Below are 18,267 nucleotides of genomic sequence, written 5' to 3' on the forward strand. Positions count from 1 at the left end.
CCAGCAAGACTAGAACACGTTCTCGTTTTTGTCATCAGTCAGCCCGTCGAGCTGCGGAAATTCCCGCTCTGCGACCGGAAAACACGCAGTCGGCGAGCGAGAGACCGCTCACGTAGGACCTGGAACAGATTCCCACCGCGGACCGGCCCGCCGCGTACAGCCCGGCGATGCCGGCACCCTCGGCGTCCCGCACCTGGCCGGTCGACTCGTCCACCACCAGCCCACCGAGCGTGAGCATCGGGCACGGGAAACCCAGGCTGGGCTTGATGGAGACGTCGATCAGCGAGAACGGCGCCGTCCGCACCGGCCGCACGTACTCGGCCGGCTTGCCGGCGGGGTCCGCGGCCCCGGATTCCGCGGCCGCGTTGTAGGCTTCGACGGTGGCGGCCAGCCCGGCCGGGTCGACCCCGGCCTTGCGCGCCACCTCCTCCAGGGTCGCCGCGGACACCCGGCCCCGTTGCAGCAGGTAGCGGGCCTGCAGCCACTGGAACCACTGGCTCTCCCGCCGCGCGGTGCGGCGGGCCTCGGCGATCGTCTCCGCATCGGCGAGCAGCCAGCCCTTGCCGTCGTGTTTGCCGATCATCACCTCGCCGACAGCGGCGCCGTAGCGGGACTCGTCGATGATCCGCCGCCCGGCCTGGTCGACCAGGACGCCCTTGAGCATCGCGCTGGGCGGCGTGACGAACCGCCACGCGGAGATCCGGTGCATCTCGCCGGTCGCCGCCCCGACCGCGGTGCCGAGCCCGATGCCGGAACCGTCGTCGGCGATCGTGCCCAGCGCCAGCCCGCCGCGGTAGGCCGGCGCGTGCTCACGCACGAGGGCGCGGTTGAAGATGAACCCGCCCGCCGCGATCACGACGCCGCGCCGGGCGGTCAGTTCCACCTCGCGCGCGTACCGCCGCTCCAGCCGCTCGATCCGGTGCTGCAGCGCCTTGCGCACGCTCGGCACGTAGATTCCGGGCTTCGCGGCGTACCGCGCCATGCGGGCGTGCGCGGCGCGGACCCGGACGGGCGCGTCGCGCATCGTGCGGACCCGCACCCCGGTCACGACGCTGTTCTCGACGATCAGCGACTCGGCCCGGGTGCCGGGCAGGACGCGCACCCCGCGGTCGCGTGCCGCCTGCGCGAGCCGGGCGAACAGCAGCTTGCCCGACGTGCCCGGCCCTTTCGTGCGGTGCCCGCGCGCGGCCGGTTTGGCCAGGTCGCGGAATCCGCCGGCGGACTCGCTGCCCGAGTAGTACAGGTAGTAGTCGTCGTTGGGGTAGGACGTCTTGTACGGGCACAGGCTGCCCTCGAACGGCACGCCGTTGCGCTCCAGCCACTCGATCATCGCCGGGCTCTCGGAGCAGAAGCGCCGCAGCGTCTCCGCTGACACCGCCTCGCCGACCTCGAGCCGCAGGTAGTCGTACATCGCGTCGGCAGAGTCGTCGACCCCGGCCTCCCGCTGCTGGGCGGTGCCCCCGCCCGCGTAGACGATGCCGCCGCTCAGCGCGGTCGCCCCGCCACCGCCGAAGCGGTCCAGCACGAGCACGTCCGCGCCCGCGTCCGCGGCCTCGATCGCCGCGCAGGCGCCAGCCGCCCCGAACCCGATCACGATCACATCCGCCGTCTGGTTCACACCCGCTACCCTAGAACTGAAACACGTTCTCGTCTATCGTGACGGACGAGGCGGCGAACAGGCGCGCAGCGAAGTGGAACACGTTCCAGCGGAGGTGGCATGACCGACGAGTTCGACGTCGTGGTGGTCGGCAGCGGCGCCGCCGGCATGACCGCCGCCCTCGCGGCCGCCGACGCCGGCCTCTCCGTGGTGGTGATCGAGAAGGCCGCCAGGTTCGGCGGGTCCACGGCCCGATCGGGTGGCGGGGTGTGGATCCCGGGCAACGAGGCGTTGCGCGCGGCCGGTGTGGAGGACACGCCGGAGGCGGCGCGGGCCTACCTGGAGGCCATCGTCGGCGACGTCGTGCCCGCCGAGCTGCGCCAGGCCTTACTCGACCACGGCCCCGAGGTGGTGTCGTTCGTCCACCGGGTCACGCCGCTGCGGTTGCAGTGGGTGCCCGGCTACTCCGACTACCACCCCGAAGCCCCCGGCGGACGGGCAGGCGGACGGTCGGTGGAGCCGAAACCGTTCGACGGCAAGCTGCTCGGCGCGGAGCTGTACAACCTGGAACCGCCCTACAGCGGAGCGCCGCTGGGCGTGCCGATCACGCAGGCGGACTACCGCTGGCTGAGCCTGCTCGCCCGGCACCCCAAGGGCGCGCTGCGGGTCCTGCGCATCGGCGGACGCTGGCTCACCGGGCTGGCCCGCGGCAAGCGGCTGCTGTCGATGGGCCAGGCGCTGGCCGCCGGGCTGCGCGCCGGGCTGCTCCGCGCCGGCGTGCCGGTGTGGCTGGACACCCCGTTGACCGACCTGGTGACCGAGGACGAGCGGGTCACCGGGGTGGTGGTCCGGCGCGACGGGCGCGAGGAGACTGTGCGGGCGCGCCTGGGGGTCGTGCTCGCCGCGGGCGGGTTCGAGCACAACGAGGAGATGCGCGCGAAGTATCAACGCAGCCCCATCGGCACCGAGTGGACCGTCGGCGCGAAGGCCAACACCGGCGACGCGATCCTGGCCGGGCTCAAGCTCGGCGCGTCGGTCGCGCTGATGGACGACGCCTGGTGGGGCCCCACGATCCCGCTGACCGGCGGGCCGTGGTTCGCCCTCGCCGAGCGGTCCCGGCCGGGCTGCATCCTGGTCAACGCGCGCGGCGAGCGGTTCGTCAACGAGTCCGCGCCCTACGTCGAGGCCGTGCACGCGATGTACGGACCGGGCGACGGGCCCGGCGAGAACATCCCCACCTGGCTGATCTTCGACCAGCGCTACCGCGACCGGTACATGTTCACCGGCGTCGGGCCGCGGCAGAAGCTGCCGGGCCGCTGGTTCAAGGCCGGGATCGTGGCCAAGGCGCCCACCCTGGGCGAACTGGCCGCCCGGATCGAGGTGCCGACCGCCGCCCTGGAATCGACCGTCGAGCGGTTCAACGGCTTCGCCCGGCGCGGCGTCGACGAGGACTTCCGGCGCGGGCAGAGCGCCTACGACCACTACTACGGCGACCCCCGCCACAAGCCGAACCCCAGCCTCGGCCCGCTCGACAAGGCCCCGTTCTACGCGGTCAAGATCGTGCCCGGCGACCTGGGCACGAAGGGCGGGCTGCGCACCGACACCCACGCCCGCGTGCTGCGCGAGGACGGGTCGGTGATCCCCGGGTTGTACGCGGCCGGGAACACCAGCGCCGCGGTCATGGGACACACCTACGCCGGGCCGGGCGCCACGATCGGGCCGGCGATGGTCTTCGGGTTCCTTGCCTCACGCCACCTGGCCACCCAGAATCGCACTGGAGGTCGATGATGACTGAAGTCCGCACGATCGACGCGGGTGCGCCGCCGGCGCGGTTCGCGCGCGGCTGGCACTGCCTGGGGCTGGCCGAGACGTTCCGCGACGGGAAACCGCACGCCGTCAACGCGTTCGGCACCAAGCTCGTGGTGTTCGCAGGCGAGGACGGCAAGCTCAACGTCCTGGACGCCTACTGCCGCCACATGGGCGGCGACCTGAGCCAGGGCAGCGTCAAGGGCAACGAGGTGGCCTGCCCGTTCCACGACTGGCGCTGGGGCGGCAACGGCAAGTGCGTGTCGATCCCCTACGCCAAACGGGTTCCGCTGCGGGCCCGCACGCGCTCGTGGATCACGCTGGAGGAGAACAAGCAGCTGTTCGTGTGGCACGACCCGCAGGGCAACCCGCCCCCGCCGGACGTCGTGATCCCCCGCATCGACGGCATCTTCAGCGGCGAGTGGAGCAACTGGACCTGGGACTCGGTGCTGATCGAGGGGTCCAACTGCCGCGAGATCATCGACAACATGGTCGACATGGCCCACTTCTTCTACATCCACTACGCGTTCCCGACGTACTTCAAGAACGTGTTCGAGGGCCACATCGCCACGCAGTACCTCAACACCAAGGGGCGGCCGGACGTCGGGATGGCGTCCAACTACGGCGGCGAGGACAACCTGCTGCGCTCCGAGGCCTCGTACTTCGGCCCGTCGTACATGATCAACACGCTGCTCAACACGTACAAGGGCTTCGAGATCGAGAACGTGCTGATCAACTGCCACTACCCGGTGACGCCGACCTCGTTCGTGCTGCAGTGGGGCGTGAGCGTGAAGAAGCTGCCGGGCGTGTCGGACGAGCAGGCGGACAAGATCGCGGGCAAGTTCGCCAAGAGCATCGGCGTGGGTTTCCTGCAGGACGTGGAGATCTGGAAGAACAAGACCCGCATCGACAACCCGCTGCTGTGCGAGGAGGACGGCCCGGTCTACCAGCTGCGCCGCTGGTACGAGCAGTTCTACGTGGACGTCGAGGACGTCACCGAGGACATGACGCGGCGCTTCGAGTTCGAGGTGGACACCACCAAGGCCAACGAGGTGTGGGCGCGGGAGGTGGCCGAGAACCTGGCCCGTCAGCAAGAGGCGGGGGTCGCGGGATGACGACCGCCGAGCGCACCGAGTTCCTGGCAGGCGGCCTGCGGCCGCACGCTTGCGCGTCGTGCGGCACGCGGGTGCTGGTGAAGAAGAACAGCGTCAAGCACACCAGCATCCAGTGGACGACCGACGCGGGCAGCTGCCCGGTGTTCGCGCAGGAGGTCGCCGAAGGGCGCAACACCGCACTGCTGGACACCTGCCCGAAGCTGGTGGACAGCATCGACGCGGCGGTGCGGGACGGGGAGTTCGGGGTTCTCGATGCCGGATAGCTACACCCTCACCGTCGCCGAGGTGATCGCGGAAACGGCCGAGGCGTCGTCGATCGTGTTCGACGTGCCTGCCGAGCACGCTTCGAAGTTCGCGTACCGGCCCGGGCAGTTCCTGACGTTGCGCGCTGGTGACGCGGCGCGGTGCTACTCGTTGTCCAGCGCTCCGCACGAGGGCTCGCGGCTCAAGGTGACGGTGAAACGCACCGAGGGCGGGTACGGGTCGAACTGGTTGTGTGACAACGTCTCCGCCGGTTCCACTGTGGACGTCCTGGCCCCGGCTGGGGTGTTCACGCCCGAATCGCTGGACGCCGACCTGTTGTTGATGGCCGGCGGCAGCGGCATCACGCCGGTGATGTCGATCCTGAAGTCCGCGCTGGCCTCCGGCGGCGGGCGGATCGTGCTGGTGTACGCGAACCGGGACTCCTCGTCGGTGATCTTCGCGTCCGAGCTGGCCGCGCTGGCGCGGGAGCATCCGGAGCGGCTGGTTCTGGTGCACTGGCTGGAAAGCGTGCAGGGCCTGCCGTCGGTGACGCAGCTGCGTGAGCTGGTCCGGCCGTACGCGGAGTTCGAGGCGTTCGTGTGCGGGCCCGAGGCGTTCATGGCGGCCGGGAAGCAGGCGTTGAAGGACCTCGGGATGCCGCGCAAGCGGATCCACCTGGAGCGGTTCGTGTCCCTGGGCGGGAACCCGTTCGAGGACAAGGCTGCCGCCGCAGCTTCGGAGGAGGCCGGGACGACCGCGCTGTCCGTCGATCTGGACGGCTCGCAGCACTCGTTCACCTGGCCGCGTCAGGAGAAGCTGCTGGACTTCCTGCTGGCCCGCGGGCTGGACGCGCCGTACTCGTGCCGTGAGGGCCAGTGCAGCGCGTGCGCGTGCCGGATCGTCTCCGGCGAGGTGAAGATGCTGAACAACGAGGTCCTGGATTCCGAGGACATCGCCGACGGCATCGTGCTGGCGTGCCAGTCGGTACCGTTGACCGACGAGGTGTCGGTCACCTACGAGTAGGAGTTGCCGCGTTGCCCATCGATCCCGACGTCGCCATCGGTGCCGAGCTCGACGAGCTGACGTTCGCCTGGACGCCGTCCGACGTGCTGCTCTACCACCTGGCGCTGGGCGCGGGCGCCCGGCCGGCCGATCCGCGGGAGCTGCGCTACACCTACGAGCGGGACCTGCGGGTGCTGCCGACGTTCGCGACGGTGGCGGCGAACCTGCGCATCTACGAGCCGCCCGCGGTGTCGTTCCCCGGCATCGAGGTCGACCTGGCGAAGGTGGTGCACGGGACGCAGGCGGTGACCGTGCACCGGCCGATCCCGGTCGAGGGCAAGGCGGTCGCGCGGACGCGGATCGTGGACGTGCTGGACAAGGGCAAGGCGGCGGTGATCGTCAACGAGACGTCGGTGGTGTCGACGGACGGGGCGCCGTTGTGGACGGCGCGGTCGAGCATCTTCGCCCGCGGCGAGGGCGGGTTCGGTGGTTCGCGGGGTTCTTCCTCGCGTGTCGAACTGCCGGACCGGGAGCCGGACGCGGTGATCGACACGCCGACGCTGCCGCAGCAGGCGCTGATCTACCGGCTGTGCGGCGACCGGAACCCGCTGCACATCGACCCGGAGTTCGCCCGGTCGGCGGGGTTCGAGGCGCCGATCCTGCACGGGCTGTGCACGTACGGGATGGTCGCCAAGGCCGTCACGGACGCCATGCTGGACGCCGACGTCACGCGCGTCGGGTCGTTCTCCGCGCGGTTCGCGGGGATCGTGCTGCCCGGGGAGACGTTGCGGACGCGGGTGTGGCGGACGGACGAGGGCCTGGCGCTGACGACGACCGCCGTGGAGCGGGACGCGCCGGTGCTGGCGGACGCGCTGCTCACAAGCCGCTGACCAGCATGTACGCCATGCCGACGCCCATCAGGGCGCGGCAGACCTGGCGGACCGCGCGGTGGTCGCGCAGGCTCTCGGTGCGGGCCCAGCGCGCGCCGAGGATGCCGGAGCGGACGCTGTCGACGGCGAAGTAGCCGATGGCGGCCAGCGCCAGAACGGGCCAGGCGAGCCGGCCCGGTGTCATCGCCATCCAGGGCCCGTCATGGTGGCCGGGCATCGCGGTGATCATGTACAGCATCGCCGCGGCGGACACGAGGTGGTGCATGGCGCAGCACCGGCGCCCCCGCAGCGCGGCGACCAGGAACCAGCCGGCGGTGAGGACCAGGATGGCCTGCCACCCGGCCGCCGGAATGGGCCCCCCGAGCGGCGAGACCATCGCGAGCATCGCCAGGACCATCAGCAGCTCGGCGACGTCCTGCTGGCGGGTGTCCGGGGTGGTCGTGAGGGCGTCCAGGCGCACCAGCCGGACCACGCTGGGAACCGCCAGCAGCGCGAACGCCACCGTCAGGCTCCACGCAACCAGGACCGGGATCTGCACGTCCTCAAGTTCGCCCATGAACGCGTGTGTGCGCTAGAGGTCATCGAGGTGAATTCCACACCGCGAGACGGCGCAACCGGTGAACCGGCCGGACGGGAGGCCAGTGGAGGACGATCTCGAAGCCTACTTCGCCCGGGGCTGCCTTCGTACCTTCCTGTACGCCTTGGTTGGGTTCGCCTGGTTCTTCGCAGCCCAGCAGGCCGTGTGGTGGTACTCGCGGGCGTGCCACATCCCGAACGGCCCCGGCCCGGACCTTGGCATCCTGCTGGCCTTGATCATCGACTTGGTGGTCTTGGCCCTGGCCGCCCGCCTGGTGCACCGCCTGCACCGGTGGTTGTGGCCCCGCCTGCGCTGGTGGACGCCCGTGCTGCTGGTCGGAGTGGTCCTGCTGGTCACCTGGCTCTACTGGGTGGTGAACATCCCGGTGTTCGTCGATCCCTACAGCCCCAAGATGTCCTGTTGGTCCGAGCATCCGGACGGGTGGCCCGCCTGGATCCCGGTTCCGCTCCACTGATGCGAGACTGGCGGGCGACGCGCAAGGGGGAGACCAGGTGGAGCCAGCCGACACGGCCCGCGGAAGCGTGGGAGGGTGCCTTCGCGCGGTGCTGTACTCCGTCGTCGGGTTCGCGTGGTTCTTCGCGGCGCGGAACGCCGTGTGGTGGTACGCGCGGGCGTGCCACATCCCCAACGGCCCCGGCCCGGACCTTCGCATCTTGGCGATACTGCTCGCCGACTGGCCGGCCCACGCTGGCCCACCTGGATCCCCGTTCCCATGCACTGAAAATCGCCGGTGTTTCGCCACCCCTGTGACGGGAACCACACACCGTAGGCGACGTCAGGAAGGACGAAGGACGATGCCGGCCACCGAACCGATCACCGACCAATCCGTCATCGAGGACACCCTCGACACCACCGACCTGGTGGACGACGAGAGCCACCTCATCCGCGGCTACGACTGAGCCAGCACCAGCCCGCTGGTCGGCACGCCGGTACCGGCCGTCACCAGCACGTGCGACACCGACGGCACCTGGTTGCACGACGTGCCGCGGATCTGGCGCACCCCCTCCGCGATGCCGTTCATCCCGTGGATGTACGCCTCGCCGAGCTGGCCGCCGTGCGGGTTCAGCGGCAGCGAGCCGTCCAGTTCGAGCGCTCCGGACGCCACGAAACCGGGCGCCTCGCCGCGGCCGCAGAACCCCAGCTCCTCCAGCTGCATCAGCACGTACGGCGTGAAGTGGTCGTAGAGCACCGCGACGTCCATGTCGGACGGCCCCGCGCCGGCCTGCGCCCACAGCTGCCGCGCGACCACGCCCATCTCCGGCAGGCCCGCGAGCTCGTCCCGGTAGTAGCTGGTCATGATGTACTGGTCCGGCCCGCTCCCCTGCGCCGCCGCGGCGATCATCGCGGGCGGGTGGCGCAGGTCGCGTGCCCGCGCGGCGCTCGTGATCACCAGCGCGACCCCGCCGTCGGACTCCTGGCAGCAGTCCAGCAACCGCAGCGGTTCGGCGATCCACCGCGACGTCTGGTGCTCCGCCAGCGTGATCGGCTTGCCGTGGAACCACGCCGCCGGGTTCGTCGCCGCGTGCTTGCGGTCCAGCACCGCCACCCGGCCGAAGTCCTCGGTCGACGCGCCGTACTCGTACAGGTACCGCTGCGCCACCATCGCGACCGTGGCCGCGGGCGTGGCCAGCCCCATCGGGTAGTGGAACGCGTTGTCCACCCCGGAGGAGTTCACCTGCCCCGCCGCCGCGGACGACACCTGCCCGAACCGGTGCCCGGACCGCTCGTTGAACGCCCGGTACGCCACCACCACCTCGGCCACCCCGGTGGCGACCGCCATCGCGGCCTGCTGGACCGTCGCCGCCGCCGCGCCGCCGCCGTAGTGCACCCGGCTGAAGAACGTCAGCTCCGGGATGCCCAGCTCCCGCGCCACCGCGATCTCGGCGTTGCCGTCCATCGTGAACGACACCAGACCGTCCACATCGGACGGCCGCAACCCGGCGTCGTCCAGTGCCGCGCGCACCGCCTCGGCCGCCAGCCGCAGCTCGCTGCGTCCCGAGTCCTTCGAGAACTCCGTCGCGCCGATCCCGGCGATCGCCGCCTTGCCCGACAGTGTCATGCCGCCAGCTCCACGGTCACCGTCCCGCTCACGTGCGCCCCCAGCTGCCCGGTCCCGGTCACCTCGACGACCGCGACCCGCCCCTCGACCGACGCGACCCGCCCGGTGAACACCAGCCGGTCCCCCGCGTAGCACGGCACGCCGAGCTTGATCTTGATCGACCGGACCAGCGCGTCCGGCCCCGCCCAGCCCGTCACGAACCGCTGCACCAGCCCGGTGTCGGTGAGGATGTTGAGGAAGATGTCCTTCGACCCGCGCGCGACCGCCGCGTCCCGGTCGTGGTGCACGTCCTGGAAGTCCCGCGTCGCCAGCGCGGTGCTGATCACGAACGTGGGCGTGACGTCGAAGACCAGCTCGGGCAGCTCGGTTCCGGCGGCGGTCATCGCGCCACCCGCCAAGCCGGCAACGTCAGATCGTCGTCCACCTTCAGGAACGTCGCGGTCACCGGTAGTCCGATGTGGACCTCCGCGGGATCGGCCCCGACCAGTTCGCCCAGCATCCGCACCCCCTCCTCCAGCTCGACCAGCGCGATCACGAACGGCAGCTGCTTGCCCGGCACCGCGGGCCGGTGGTGTACGACGTAGCTGTGGACCGTGCCGCGCCCGCTCGCCACCACCCAGTCCGGTTTCGCGTCCAGGTCGCCGTCCGGCGGCATCGGCCCCGGCGGGTGCCGCAGCACATCGCCCCAGCGCTGGATCCGCAGCTCGCCGACCTTCGTGCCCTCCCAGAAGAACTCGGTGTCCCGGCTGATCACCGGCCGCAGCGCGCCCCGCGCGGACGGGGGCGGCGCGAACTTCAGCACTCGGAACAGCATGTCGGCCACCAGTTCGTCGCCGACGTACCAGGACGTGCGGGTGGTGACGAACCAGCCCTCGCCCAGCGCGGTCCGCTTCGGCCCCACGACCGACTCCAGCGCTGTCGACGCCGACACGTGCTCGCCGACCCGCAGGTAGCGGTGGTAGGTCTGCTCGGAGTTCGTCGCGACGACCGACGTGTAACCGGCCTCGTCGAGGACGGCCATCATCGCGCCCAGCGGGTCGTCCGCCGCGCGCTGCCCGTGCAGGCCGTTCATCGTCCACACCTGCACCATGGCCGGCGGCGCGACGCCCTCGGCGTACCGCGGGTTGGCGTCGCCGATCGCCTCGACCCAGTTGTTGATCATCGCCTGGTTCACCGGATCACGGGCCAGGCGGCGAGACGACTCGCCCTGCGCGCGGATCCGGGCAGCGGCTTCTTCGACGCTCATCGCGGCACCCTCGGCAATCCCAGTCCGGCCGTCGCGATCAGCTCGCGCTGGATCTCGTTCACGCCACCCCCGAAAGTGAGCACGATGTTGCGCCGCGCCAGCACGTCCAGCCACTCGGCGAGCGCGGCGGTGCCCGGATCGGACGGATCCCCGTGCCGGGCCACGATCTCCTCCACCAGCCGCGCCACCCGCTGGATGCGGTCCGAGCCGAACACTTTGGTCGCCGAGGCGTCCGCGACGTCCAGCTCCGCGGCCGCGACCTGCCAGTTGAGCAGCTCGTTGATCCGCACCACGGCGAGCGTCTCGCCGAGCGCCCGGCGGACGTCGGGCGCGCCGAGCAGATCGCGCTCGGCGGCCCAGGCCCGCACCCGGTCGTAGAGCCCGCCGATCCGCCCGGCCGGGCCGAGCATGACCCGCTCGTGGTTGAGCTGGGTGGTGATCAGCTTCCAGCCCTGGTTCTCCTCGCCGACCCGCATCGACACCGGGACCCGGACATCGGAGTAGTACGTGGCGTTGACGTGGTGTGCGCCGTCGCAGGTGATGATCGGCGTCCACGAGTAGCCGGGGTCGGTGGTGTCGACGATCAGGATCGAGATGCCCTTGTGCTTGGGCGCGTCCGGATCGGTGCGCACGGCGAGCCAGACGTAGTCGGCGTCGTGCCCGCCGGTCGTGAAGATCTTCTGCCCGTTGACCAGGTAGGAATCGCCGTCGCGTACCGCGGTGGTGCGCAGGGACGCGAGGTCGGTGCCCGCGTCGGGTTCGGTGTAGCCGATCGCGAAGTGCACCTCCCCGGCGAGGATCTTCGGCAGGAAGAACGCCTTCTGCTCCGGCGTGCCGTACTCCTGCAGGGTCGGCCCGACGGTCTGCAGCGTCACCGACGGCAGCTGCACGTCGGCGCGCGCGGCCTCGTCGGCGAAGATGTGCTGCTCCAGGTCGCCGAACCCGCCGCCGCCGTACTCCTCGGGCCAGCCGACGCCGAGCCGCCCGTCGCTGCCCATCCGGCGCACGATGCGGCGGTAGACCTCGCCGTGCCGCTCGCGGAGCAGCGCCTGCCGCTCCTCCGGCGTGATCAGCCCGGCGAAGTACTCGCGCAGCTCGTCACGCAGTTTCCGTTGCGGCGCGGTCAGTTCGATGTGCATCAGGCCTCCACCAGGTCGCCGAGCCGGTCCAGCCGCTCGCTCGCGCCGCCGGTCAGCGCGGCGAGCTCCTTGACCAGCCCGTAGTGGCGGTGCAGCGGGTAGGTGATGTCGACGCCGAGGCCGCCGTGCAGGTGGTGGCACACCGCGAGCGCCTTGGGCGCCTCCTCGGCGAGCCAGTACGCGGCGATCGCCAGGTCCTCGTCCGCGTCGAGCCCCTCGTCGAGCCGCCACACCGCGGACAACGCGGCCAGGTGCAGCGTTCGGGAGGCGATGTAGACGTCCGCGATCTGCTGCGCCACCGCCTGGAACGTCGCAAGTGGACGGCCGAACTGCTCGCGCTGCCGCACGTGCGCGGTGGTCAGCGCCAGCGCTCCGGCCACCGCGCCGTCGCCGAGCGCGACCGCGCCGGCGAGCGCGAACCGGCGCAGGTCCGCGAGCGAGCCGTCCCGCAGCAGATCCGCCTCACCCACCCGGACGCCGGACAGCCGCAACGACGTGCCGTGCACCTCGGCGCCCTCGGCCCGCGGATCGACGAGGAACACGCCCGGTCCCCACGGCAGCGTCGCGGGCACGAGGACGCACCGGGCCTGCGCCAGCGACGGCACCAGGGTCTTCGTGCCGGTCAGCGCCCAGCCGCCGTCCACGGCGACGGCCTCGGTCGAGGGCTCCGCGGCGAACGGCCGGGACGGCTCGTGCGGCGCGGCCGTGACGACGACCTCGCCCGACGCGATCTCCGGCAGCCACCGCGCACGCTGCTCCGGGCTGCCCATCCGGTTCAGCGGCAGCACCCCGAGCGCGAGTGCGGCGAGCGCGGGCACCTGCGCGCCCGCCCGGCCGACCTCGGTCAGCACCACCGCGACCTCGGCCGGGCCGAGCCCGTCCCCGCCCAGCTCCTCGGGCAGGGCGAGCGCGAGCAGGCCGGCCTTCGCCAGCGCCTGCCAGGCGTGCTCGGGGTCCCTGGCGAGGACGTCCGCGGTCAGCGCGGCGATCTCGGCCCGGGTCGCGTCCAGGGTGAAGTCCACACCGGCTCCTCGGCTACAAGACTGAAACCTGTTCTAGTCTTAGCCGAGGAGCCGCGTTCAGGCAAGGGCCGAGGCCGCGTCCAGCAGTTCCTTCATCTCGTCCCGCATCGCATCGGCCAGCGCCCACAGATCTGGAACGAGTTCTCGCGCCGCGAGGAGCCCGATGTCAACCTTCCCGGCGTAGGACAGCACGGTCACGTTCAACCCGGCGCCGTGGAACACCGGGCCGAGCGGGTAGAAGGCCGTCACCCGCGCGCCGACGAAGTACAGCGGCATCGGCGGTCCGGGCACGTTGGAGACGACCAGGTTGTGCACCACCGGGTGCTTGTCGGCCAGCCGCAGCGCCGCGTAGGCCCGCACCGCGAGCCCGAACAGGCCGGGCGCGGCGAACTGGGCCCAGTCCTGCAGCATGTCCGCGTCGATCTCGTGGTGGTGCTCCTTGGCCTGGCGGTTGCTCTCCGCGACCGCGTAGACCCGGGCGGCGGCCTCCGGCAGGTGGGTGGGCAGGGTCGCGAAGAACGCGGACACCTTGTTGTTGCTGTCGCCCTCCTGGCTGGTGCGGTCGAGCGTCGACACCGGGACGGTCGCCACCAGCGGGTCCTTGGGCAGCTCGCCGCGCGCGTCCAGGTAGCGGCGCAGCGCGCCCGCGCACAACGCCAGGACCACGTCGTTCACCTTCACCCCGAAGGCGTTCTTCACGGTCTTGACGTCGTCCAGCTCGACCGTGCTGTAGGCGATGGCGCGGACGCTGGAGATGGTGGAGTTGAACGAGGTGCGCGGCGCGGTGAACGGCACCGGCATGCCCTGGCGGCGCAGGGCGCGGCCGATCCAGCGGGGCGCCATGCTCGCCAGGCCGGGCAGCAGCTTCGCCAGCTCCACCGGCCGCCGCGCCAGCTCGCCGACGCTGGTCTTGAGCAGTTCGAGGTGCGAGGGCGGCGCGAGGTTGGGTTCGGGCTCGGGCAGCGGCGGAAGTTCACCCGGTTCGGTGCCTGCCAGGTAGGCGATCAGGTTCGCGCCGCCGACGCCGTCGACGGTCGCGTGGTGCATCTTGAACATCACCGCGACACCGTCGCCGGGCAGCCCCTCGATCACGTACAGCTCCCACAGCGGGCGGCCGCGGTTGAGCGGCTGGCCGGCGAAGTGGGCGCACAGCTCGGCCAGCGTCTCGCGGTCGCCCGGCGCGGGGACGGCGACGCGGTGCAGGTGGTGGTCGATGTCGAACGCCTCGTCCTCCACCCACACCGGGTGCAGGAAGTTCAGCGGCGAATTGTGCAGTTTCCGGCGGAACTCCGGGATCGCGGCGATGCGCTCGGCGAGCCGCCGCTTGAACTCGGGGAAGCGATATCCGCCCGGTATGGTCGATCCGTCCAGCGTGAGCAGCCCGCACACGTGCAGCACCTGCGAAGACGTTTCCAGGTACAGGAAACTGGCGTCGAGTCCAGACAGCGGTCGCACCCTCCCAGGGTAGGCGAAACTGACTACGATCACGGGGTATGCGACCGCGATTCCTCACCCGGCGGGCGGTCCAGCTCGCCCTGACCGCGAACGCCCTTCGCCCGGTGCCGGGGGTGCGCGCCTCGGTGCCCGCGTTCTTCGCCGGGTGGCTGACCGGTGAGCTGGCGCCGCACCTGCTCGCGCTGACCGCGGCCGACACGGCGGCGCACCTGGCGCGGCACGGGGCGCGGTCCGTGCAGGACCGGATCGGCCTGGGGCTGGCAGCGGCGTCGGCCGCCGGGCTGGGGTCGCTGATCGTCACCTCGCAGCGGGCCAAGGGCGCGGTCGAGGACGCGCTGGCCGAGGCGCTCGGGCCGAAGTACGTGGCGGACCTGTCGCGCCCGCCGGACGCGAAGGACCTGGCGACGCCGTGGGGGCAGCTGGTGCTGCCGTTCCGGATGCGCAACCCGGACGTGCGGCGGGACCGCAACCTGGCGTACGCGCCGGGCGGCAAGCGGTTCCTGATGGACATCTACCGGCCGCGCGAGCCGGTCGAGGGGCGGCCGGTGCTGCTGCAGATCCACGGTGGCGCGTGGATGATCGACAGCAAGGACCACCAGGGCATCCCGCTGATGCTGCACATGGCGCAGCGCGGCTGGGTGTGCGTGGCGGTGAACTACCCGCTGTCGCCCAAGGCGCGCTGGCCGGACCACATCGTCGGCGTGAAGCGGGCAGTGGCGTGGATCCGCGAGCACATTCATGAGTACGGGGGTGATCCGTCGTTCCTCGCCGCGACGGGTGGTTCGGCGGGCGGTCACCTGGCGGCGCTGCTGGCGCTGACCCCGAACGACGCCGGCCTGCAGCCGGGTTTCGCCGACGCCGACACGTCCGTGCAGGCGTGCGCCCCGCACTACGGCGTGTACGACTTCGCCGCGACGAGCGGTTCGACGGCGAGCAAACAGCGGCTGCACGGGCTGCTGGCGAGGTACGTGGTGGGCAAGGACCCGGTGCGGTTCCTGGACGACTACATCGCCGCGTCGCCGCTGGACCGGATCACCGAGAAGGCGCCGCCGTTCTTCGTGATCCACGGGGCACACGACTCGCTGGTGCCGGTCCGCGAGGCGCGGGAGTTCGTCCGCCGCCTGCGGGAGACCTCGGAGCAGCCGGTGGCGTACGCCGAACTGCCGGGCGCGCAGCACGCGTTCGACGTGTTCCCGTCGATCCGGTCGGCGCACGTGGTGCGCGGCGTGGAGCGCTTCCTGGACTGGACGTACCTCCGCTGGCTGCGCGACAAGCGCGGGTGATCTCGGAGCGCCCGGCCGGCACCAGCCGACCGCGAACCAACGTGGATGACCGGCACATCGTCTTGCGCGGGTGCGCCTGGTAGGCAAGCCCTCCCCGCGCCGGGCGCTCGCCTCACTCCCCGCGCCCCCAGGGTCGCCCGTTGTCATCCTGGCTGTCCCAGTCGCACGAGCGCCGTCAGCTCGTCGTCGGTCAGGTCGGTGATCCAGTCCTCCCCCGCGCCGACCACTGCTTCGGCCAAGCCGCGCTTCTCGGCGAGCACCGTGGCGATCCGCTCCTCCAGGGTGCCCTCCGCGATGAGCCGGTGGACCTGCACCGGCCGGTCCTGCCCGATCCGGTGCGCCCGGTCGGTCGCCTGGTCCTCGACCGCCGGGTTCCACCACCGGTCGTAGTGGATGACGTGGGTGGCGCGGGTGAGGTTCAGCCCGACGCCTCCGGCCTTGAGCGACAGCAGGAACACCGGCGCGTCACCGCGCTGGAACCGCGCCACCATCTCGTCCCGCTGCCGCGCCGGGTCGGCGCCGGACAGCAGCTGCACCGGCAGCCCACGCTCGGTCAGCCGCGTCTCCAGCAGCCGGCACAGCTGCACGTACTGGCTGAACACCAGCACGCTCTCGCCCTCGTCGAGGATCACGTCCAGCAGCTCCTCGAACGCGGCGAGCTTGCCCGATCGCCCGGCGACCGGCCCGCTCTCCTTGAGGTACTGCGCCGGGTGGTTGCAGATCTGCTTCAGCTCGGTGAGCAGCTTGAGCACCTGCCCGCGCCGCTGCACGCCCCGCGACTCGCGGATCTTCGCCAGGTTCTCCCGCACCACCGCCTCGTACAGGGTGGCCTGCTCGGCGGTCAGCGGCACGTACCGGTCGGTCTCGGTCTTGCTCGGCAGCTCCGGCGCGATGTCCGGGTCGGTCTTGCGCCGCCGCAACAGGAACGGCCGCACCGTCGCCGCGAGGCGCTCGACGCTGCCGGCGTCACGGTCGCGTTCGACCGGGCGCGCGATCGTGCGGCGAAAGTGCTCGAGCGTGCCGAGCAGGCCGGGCGTCGTCCAGTCCAGGATGGACCACAGCTCGGTGAGCCGGTTCTCGACCGGCGTGCCGGTCAGCGCGACCCGCGCCGCGGCCGGGATCCGCCGCAGTTCCCTGGCCGTCACCGACAGCGGGTTCTTGACGTGCTGCGCCTCGTCCGCCGCGACCAGCCCCCAGTCCACTTCGGACAGTGTGACCCGGTCGCGGCGCAGCACCCCGTACGTGGCGAGCACGACCTCGTCCGGCTCCAGGTCGTCCAGGTGCCGCCGCCCGCCGTGGAAGCGCCGCACCGGCACCTTCGGCGCGAACCGGGCGAACTCGCGCTCCCAGTTGCCGAGCAACGAGGTCGGGCACAGCACCAGTGTCGGCCCGGCCCGGAGCGTCCGGCGGTGCAGGTGCAGCGCGATGAGCTGGATGGTCTTGCCGAGGCCCATGTCGTCGGCGAGGATCCCGCCGAGCCCCAGTTCGGTCATCCGGGCCAGCCAGGACAGCCCGGCGCGCTGGTAGGGCCGCAGGGTGGCCTGCAGGTCGGTGGCCGGCTCCACCGGCCCGGCGGGCGCGCGCAGCCGCTCCACGAGACCGTCGAGGGCGGGCGGGGCGGCGAAGTCCAGCTGCTCGTCGCCGACCTCCAGCTCGCCGGTGAGGGCCGCGGCCAGGGCCTGCGCGCCGGTCACCGTGCGGCCCGCCCGGCGCAGACGGGCGGACAGGAACGGGTCGGCGCGCACCCACTGCCCGCGCAGCCGGACCAGTGGTCGCTTGGCCTCGGCGAGCGCGGTGACCTCGGCCTCGGTGAGGGTTTCGCCGCCCAGGCTGAGCTGCCAGCGGAACCGCAGCAGGTCGGTCAGCCGGAACACCGCCCCGCCCGCGCTGCCCGGCGACGGCGTGACGCTCGCCTTGGCCCGCACCGGTTCGCCGGCCATGCCACGCGGCCACAGCACCTCGACGCCGGCGGCGGCGAGCGCGCCGGACCCGCCGTCGAGCAGTTCCACGACCTCGTCGTCGTCGAGGAGCAGCTCGCCGGTGGCCGCCGCGTCGAGCACGCGGCCGAGCGGAGGCCACGCGCGGGCGCCCCGCCGGAGACCGATGAGCAGCTGGGCCTCGACCTGCTCGCCGAAACGGCGCCGGACAGCGGCCGGCGCGTCCCGCAACTCGGCCGCGTCGACGACCAGGCTGGGGTCGGCGGAGCTGCGCAGGGCGAGAACTCCGGCGAACGCGAAGCCGTCGTCGGTGTCGCGCACCTCCACGCGGAGCTGGAGCCGCGCGTCGAGCCCGCCGGCCGGGCCGCGGACGAGCACGTCGGCGGTGGCGTCCCAGAGCGCGCGGACGAGCGTTTCCGGCGAGTGCAGGCGGATGCGTTTGAGGCCGGACAGCGGGAGGGCGTGCGCCTCGGGCGGCAGCGCGGCGGCCAGGTCGCGCAGGAGTTCCTCGTCGGCGGCCTCGAGCGGCCCGGCGCGCCAGGAGTCCACTTCGGACGATGATCCGGCGGGCAGGAACCGGCCGCGCTCGACGAGGTCGACGCCCGCGGAGACAGCGGCGGACCAGGCGCCGAGCGAGGGGCCGGGATCGGCGAGCAGGCGCGGGATGGCGTCGGCCAACGGGAGGACGTGCGCGTCGACCCTGGCGCGGCGGAAGGACTTCCCGGCGCCTGCGGGCAGCACGAGCTCGACCGGTGTCGGCCCCGGCTCGTCGCCCCAGACGGCGAGCACGCCGTCCCGGGGCGGGTCCGAGGGCACGAAGATCGCCCTGGTCGTCTCGGTCCATTCCACGGTGATCACCCTAGGCGGGGCCACCG

General features: G+C 72.0%; 15 protein-coding genes and 1 pseudogene. 7 read left to right on the top strand and 9 right to left on the bottom strand.

Features of this window, described 5'->3' with window-relative positions; translation table 11 throughout:
- Nucleotides 1–9: 9 nt before the first annotated feature.
- A pseudogene (locus tag ACCP09_RS27155) lies at nucleotides 10–1,618 on the bottom strand (FAD-binding protein).
- Nucleotides 1,619–1,717: 99 nt separating this feature from the next.
- Here ACCP09_RS27155 and kstD point away from each other — a divergent pair.
- Genes kstD through ACCP09_RS27180 form a run of 5 tightly spaced genes read left to right on the top strand, consistent with a single transcriptional unit; the run spans nucleotide 1,718 to nucleotide 6,653 of the window.
- A complete protein-coding gene (gene kstD, locus ACCP09_RS27160; protein ID WP_433751405.1) occupies nucleotides 1,718–3,385 on the top strand; it encodes a 3-oxosteroid 1-dehydrogenase in 1,668 nt (555 codons plus the stop codon).
- Nucleotides 3,382–4,518, top strand: coding sequence for a Rieske 2Fe-2S domain-containing protein (locus tag ACCP09_RS27165; RefSeq protein WP_369794319.1), 1,137 nt, complete (start codon nucleotides 3,382–3,384; stop codon nucleotides 4,516–4,518). The genes kstD and ACCP09_RS27165 overlap by 4 nt, the downstream gene beginning before the upstream one ends.
- Nucleotides 4,515–4,781, top strand: coding sequence for a hypothetical protein (locus ACCP09_RS27170; protein ID WP_020418782.1), 267 nt, complete (start codon nucleotides 4,515–4,517; stop codon nucleotides 4,779–4,781). The genes ACCP09_RS27165 and ACCP09_RS27170 overlap by 4 nt, the downstream gene beginning before the upstream one ends.
- Complete coding sequence (locus tag ACCP09_RS27175; protein ID WP_378364135.1) at nucleotides 4,771–5,784, top strand: 2Fe-2S iron-sulfur cluster-binding protein; 1,014 nt, start codon at nucleotides 4,771–4,773, stop codon at nucleotides 5,782–5,784. Before ACCP09_RS27170 ends, ACCP09_RS27175 begins: the two co-directional genes overlap by 11 nt.
- Nucleotides 5,785–5,795: 11 nt before the next feature.
- Nucleotides 5,796–6,653 (top strand): MaoC/PaaZ C-terminal domain-containing protein, encoded by an 858-nt coding sequence (locus ACCP09_RS27180; protein ID WP_027935027.1) that lies wholly within the window; start codon nucleotides 5,796–5,798, stop codon nucleotides 6,651–6,653.
- Here ACCP09_RS27180 and ACCP09_RS27185 read toward each other — a convergent pair.
- Nucleotides 6,640–7,209: a DUF5134 domain-containing protein gene (locus ACCP09_RS27185; RefSeq protein WP_017983772.1), complete on the bottom strand. Its 570-nt coding sequence runs from the start codon at nucleotides 7,207–7,209 to the stop codon at nucleotides 6,640–6,642. The two genes, ACCP09_RS27180 and ACCP09_RS27185, sit on opposite strands and share 14 nt — an antisense overlap.
- Before the next feature lie 85 nt (nucleotides 7,210–7,294).
- On the opposite strand from ACCP09_RS27185, the gene ACCP09_RS27190 reads away from it, so the two are divergent.
- A complete protein-coding gene (locus ACCP09_RS27190; protein WP_231960772.1) occupies nucleotides 7,295–7,705 on the top strand; it encodes a hypothetical protein in 411 nt (136 codons plus the stop codon).
- A gap of 435 nt (nucleotides 7,706–8,140) precedes the next feature.
- Here the strand turns inward: ACCP09_RS27190 and ACCP09_RS27195 are convergent, their stop codons facing one another.
- The 6 genes from ACCP09_RS27195 to ACCP09_RS27220 are packed head-to-tail and all read right to left on the bottom strand — an operon-like array spanning nucleotide 8,141 to nucleotide 14,172.
- Nucleotides 8,141–9,310 (bottom strand): lipid-transfer protein, encoded by a 1,170-nt coding sequence (locus tag ACCP09_RS27195; RefSeq protein ID WP_433751409.1) that lies wholly within the window; start codon nucleotides 9,308–9,310, stop codon nucleotides 8,141–8,143.
- Nucleotides 9,307–9,693, bottom strand: a complete 387-nt coding sequence (locus ACCP09_RS27200; protein WP_433751411.1) for a MaoC family dehydratase — start codon at nucleotides 9,691–9,693, stop codon at nucleotides 9,307–9,309. The genes ACCP09_RS27195 and ACCP09_RS27200 overlap by 4 nt, the downstream gene beginning before the upstream one ends.
- Nucleotides 9,690–10,556, bottom strand: coding sequence for a bifunctional MaoC family dehydratase N-terminal/OB-fold nucleic acid binding domain-containing protein (locus ACCP09_RS27205; protein WP_378336508.1), 867 nt, complete (start codon nucleotides 10,554–10,556; stop codon nucleotides 9,690–9,692). The genes ACCP09_RS27200 and ACCP09_RS27205 overlap by 4 nt, the downstream gene beginning before the upstream one ends.
- Complete coding sequence (locus ACCP09_RS27210) at nucleotides 10,553–11,695, bottom strand: acyl-CoA dehydrogenase family protein (RefSeq protein WP_378336507.1); 1,143 nt, start codon at nucleotides 11,693–11,695, stop codon at nucleotides 10,553–10,555. The genes ACCP09_RS27205 and ACCP09_RS27210 overlap by 4 nt, the downstream gene beginning before the upstream one ends.
- Nucleotides 11,695–12,717 (bottom strand): acyl-CoA dehydrogenase family protein, encoded by a 1,023-nt coding sequence (locus ACCP09_RS27215; protein WP_378336506.1) that lies wholly within the window; start codon nucleotides 12,715–12,717, stop codon nucleotides 11,695–11,697. The genes ACCP09_RS27210 and ACCP09_RS27215 overlap by 1 nt, the downstream gene beginning before the upstream one ends.
- Nucleotides 12,718–12,774: 57 nt before the next feature.
- Nucleotides 12,775–14,172, bottom strand: a complete 1,398-nt coding sequence (locus ACCP09_RS27220; protein ID WP_123685520.1) for a WS/DGAT/MGAT family O-acyltransferase — start codon at nucleotides 14,170–14,172, stop codon at nucleotides 12,775–12,777.
- A 38-nt stretch (nucleotides 14,173–14,210) separates the two neighbouring features.
- Here ACCP09_RS27220 and ACCP09_RS27225 point away from each other — a divergent pair, with 38 nt between their 5' ends.
- On the top strand, nucleotides 14,211–15,455 hold the full coding sequence (locus ACCP09_RS27225; RefSeq protein WP_433751415.1) for an alpha/beta hydrolase: 1,245 nt from the start codon (nucleotides 14,211–14,213) through the stop codon (nucleotides 15,453–15,455).
- A gap of 143 nt (nucleotides 15,456–15,598) precedes the next feature.
- On the opposite strand, the gene ACCP09_RS27230 is transcribed toward ACCP09_RS27225, so the two are convergent.
- Complete coding sequence (locus ACCP09_RS27230) at nucleotides 15,599–18,250, bottom strand: DEAD/DEAH box helicase (protein ID WP_433751417.1); 2,652 nt, start codon at nucleotides 18,248–18,250, stop codon at nucleotides 15,599–15,601.
- Between the last annotated feature and the right edge of the window lie 17 nt (nucleotides 18,251–18,267).

The organism is Amycolatopsis sp. 3B14 (assembly GCF_050958625.1).
Taxonomy (GTDB): Bacteria; Actinomycetota; Actinomycetes; order Mycobacteriales; family Pseudonocardiaceae; genus Amycolatopsis_E; species Amycolatopsis_E thermoflava.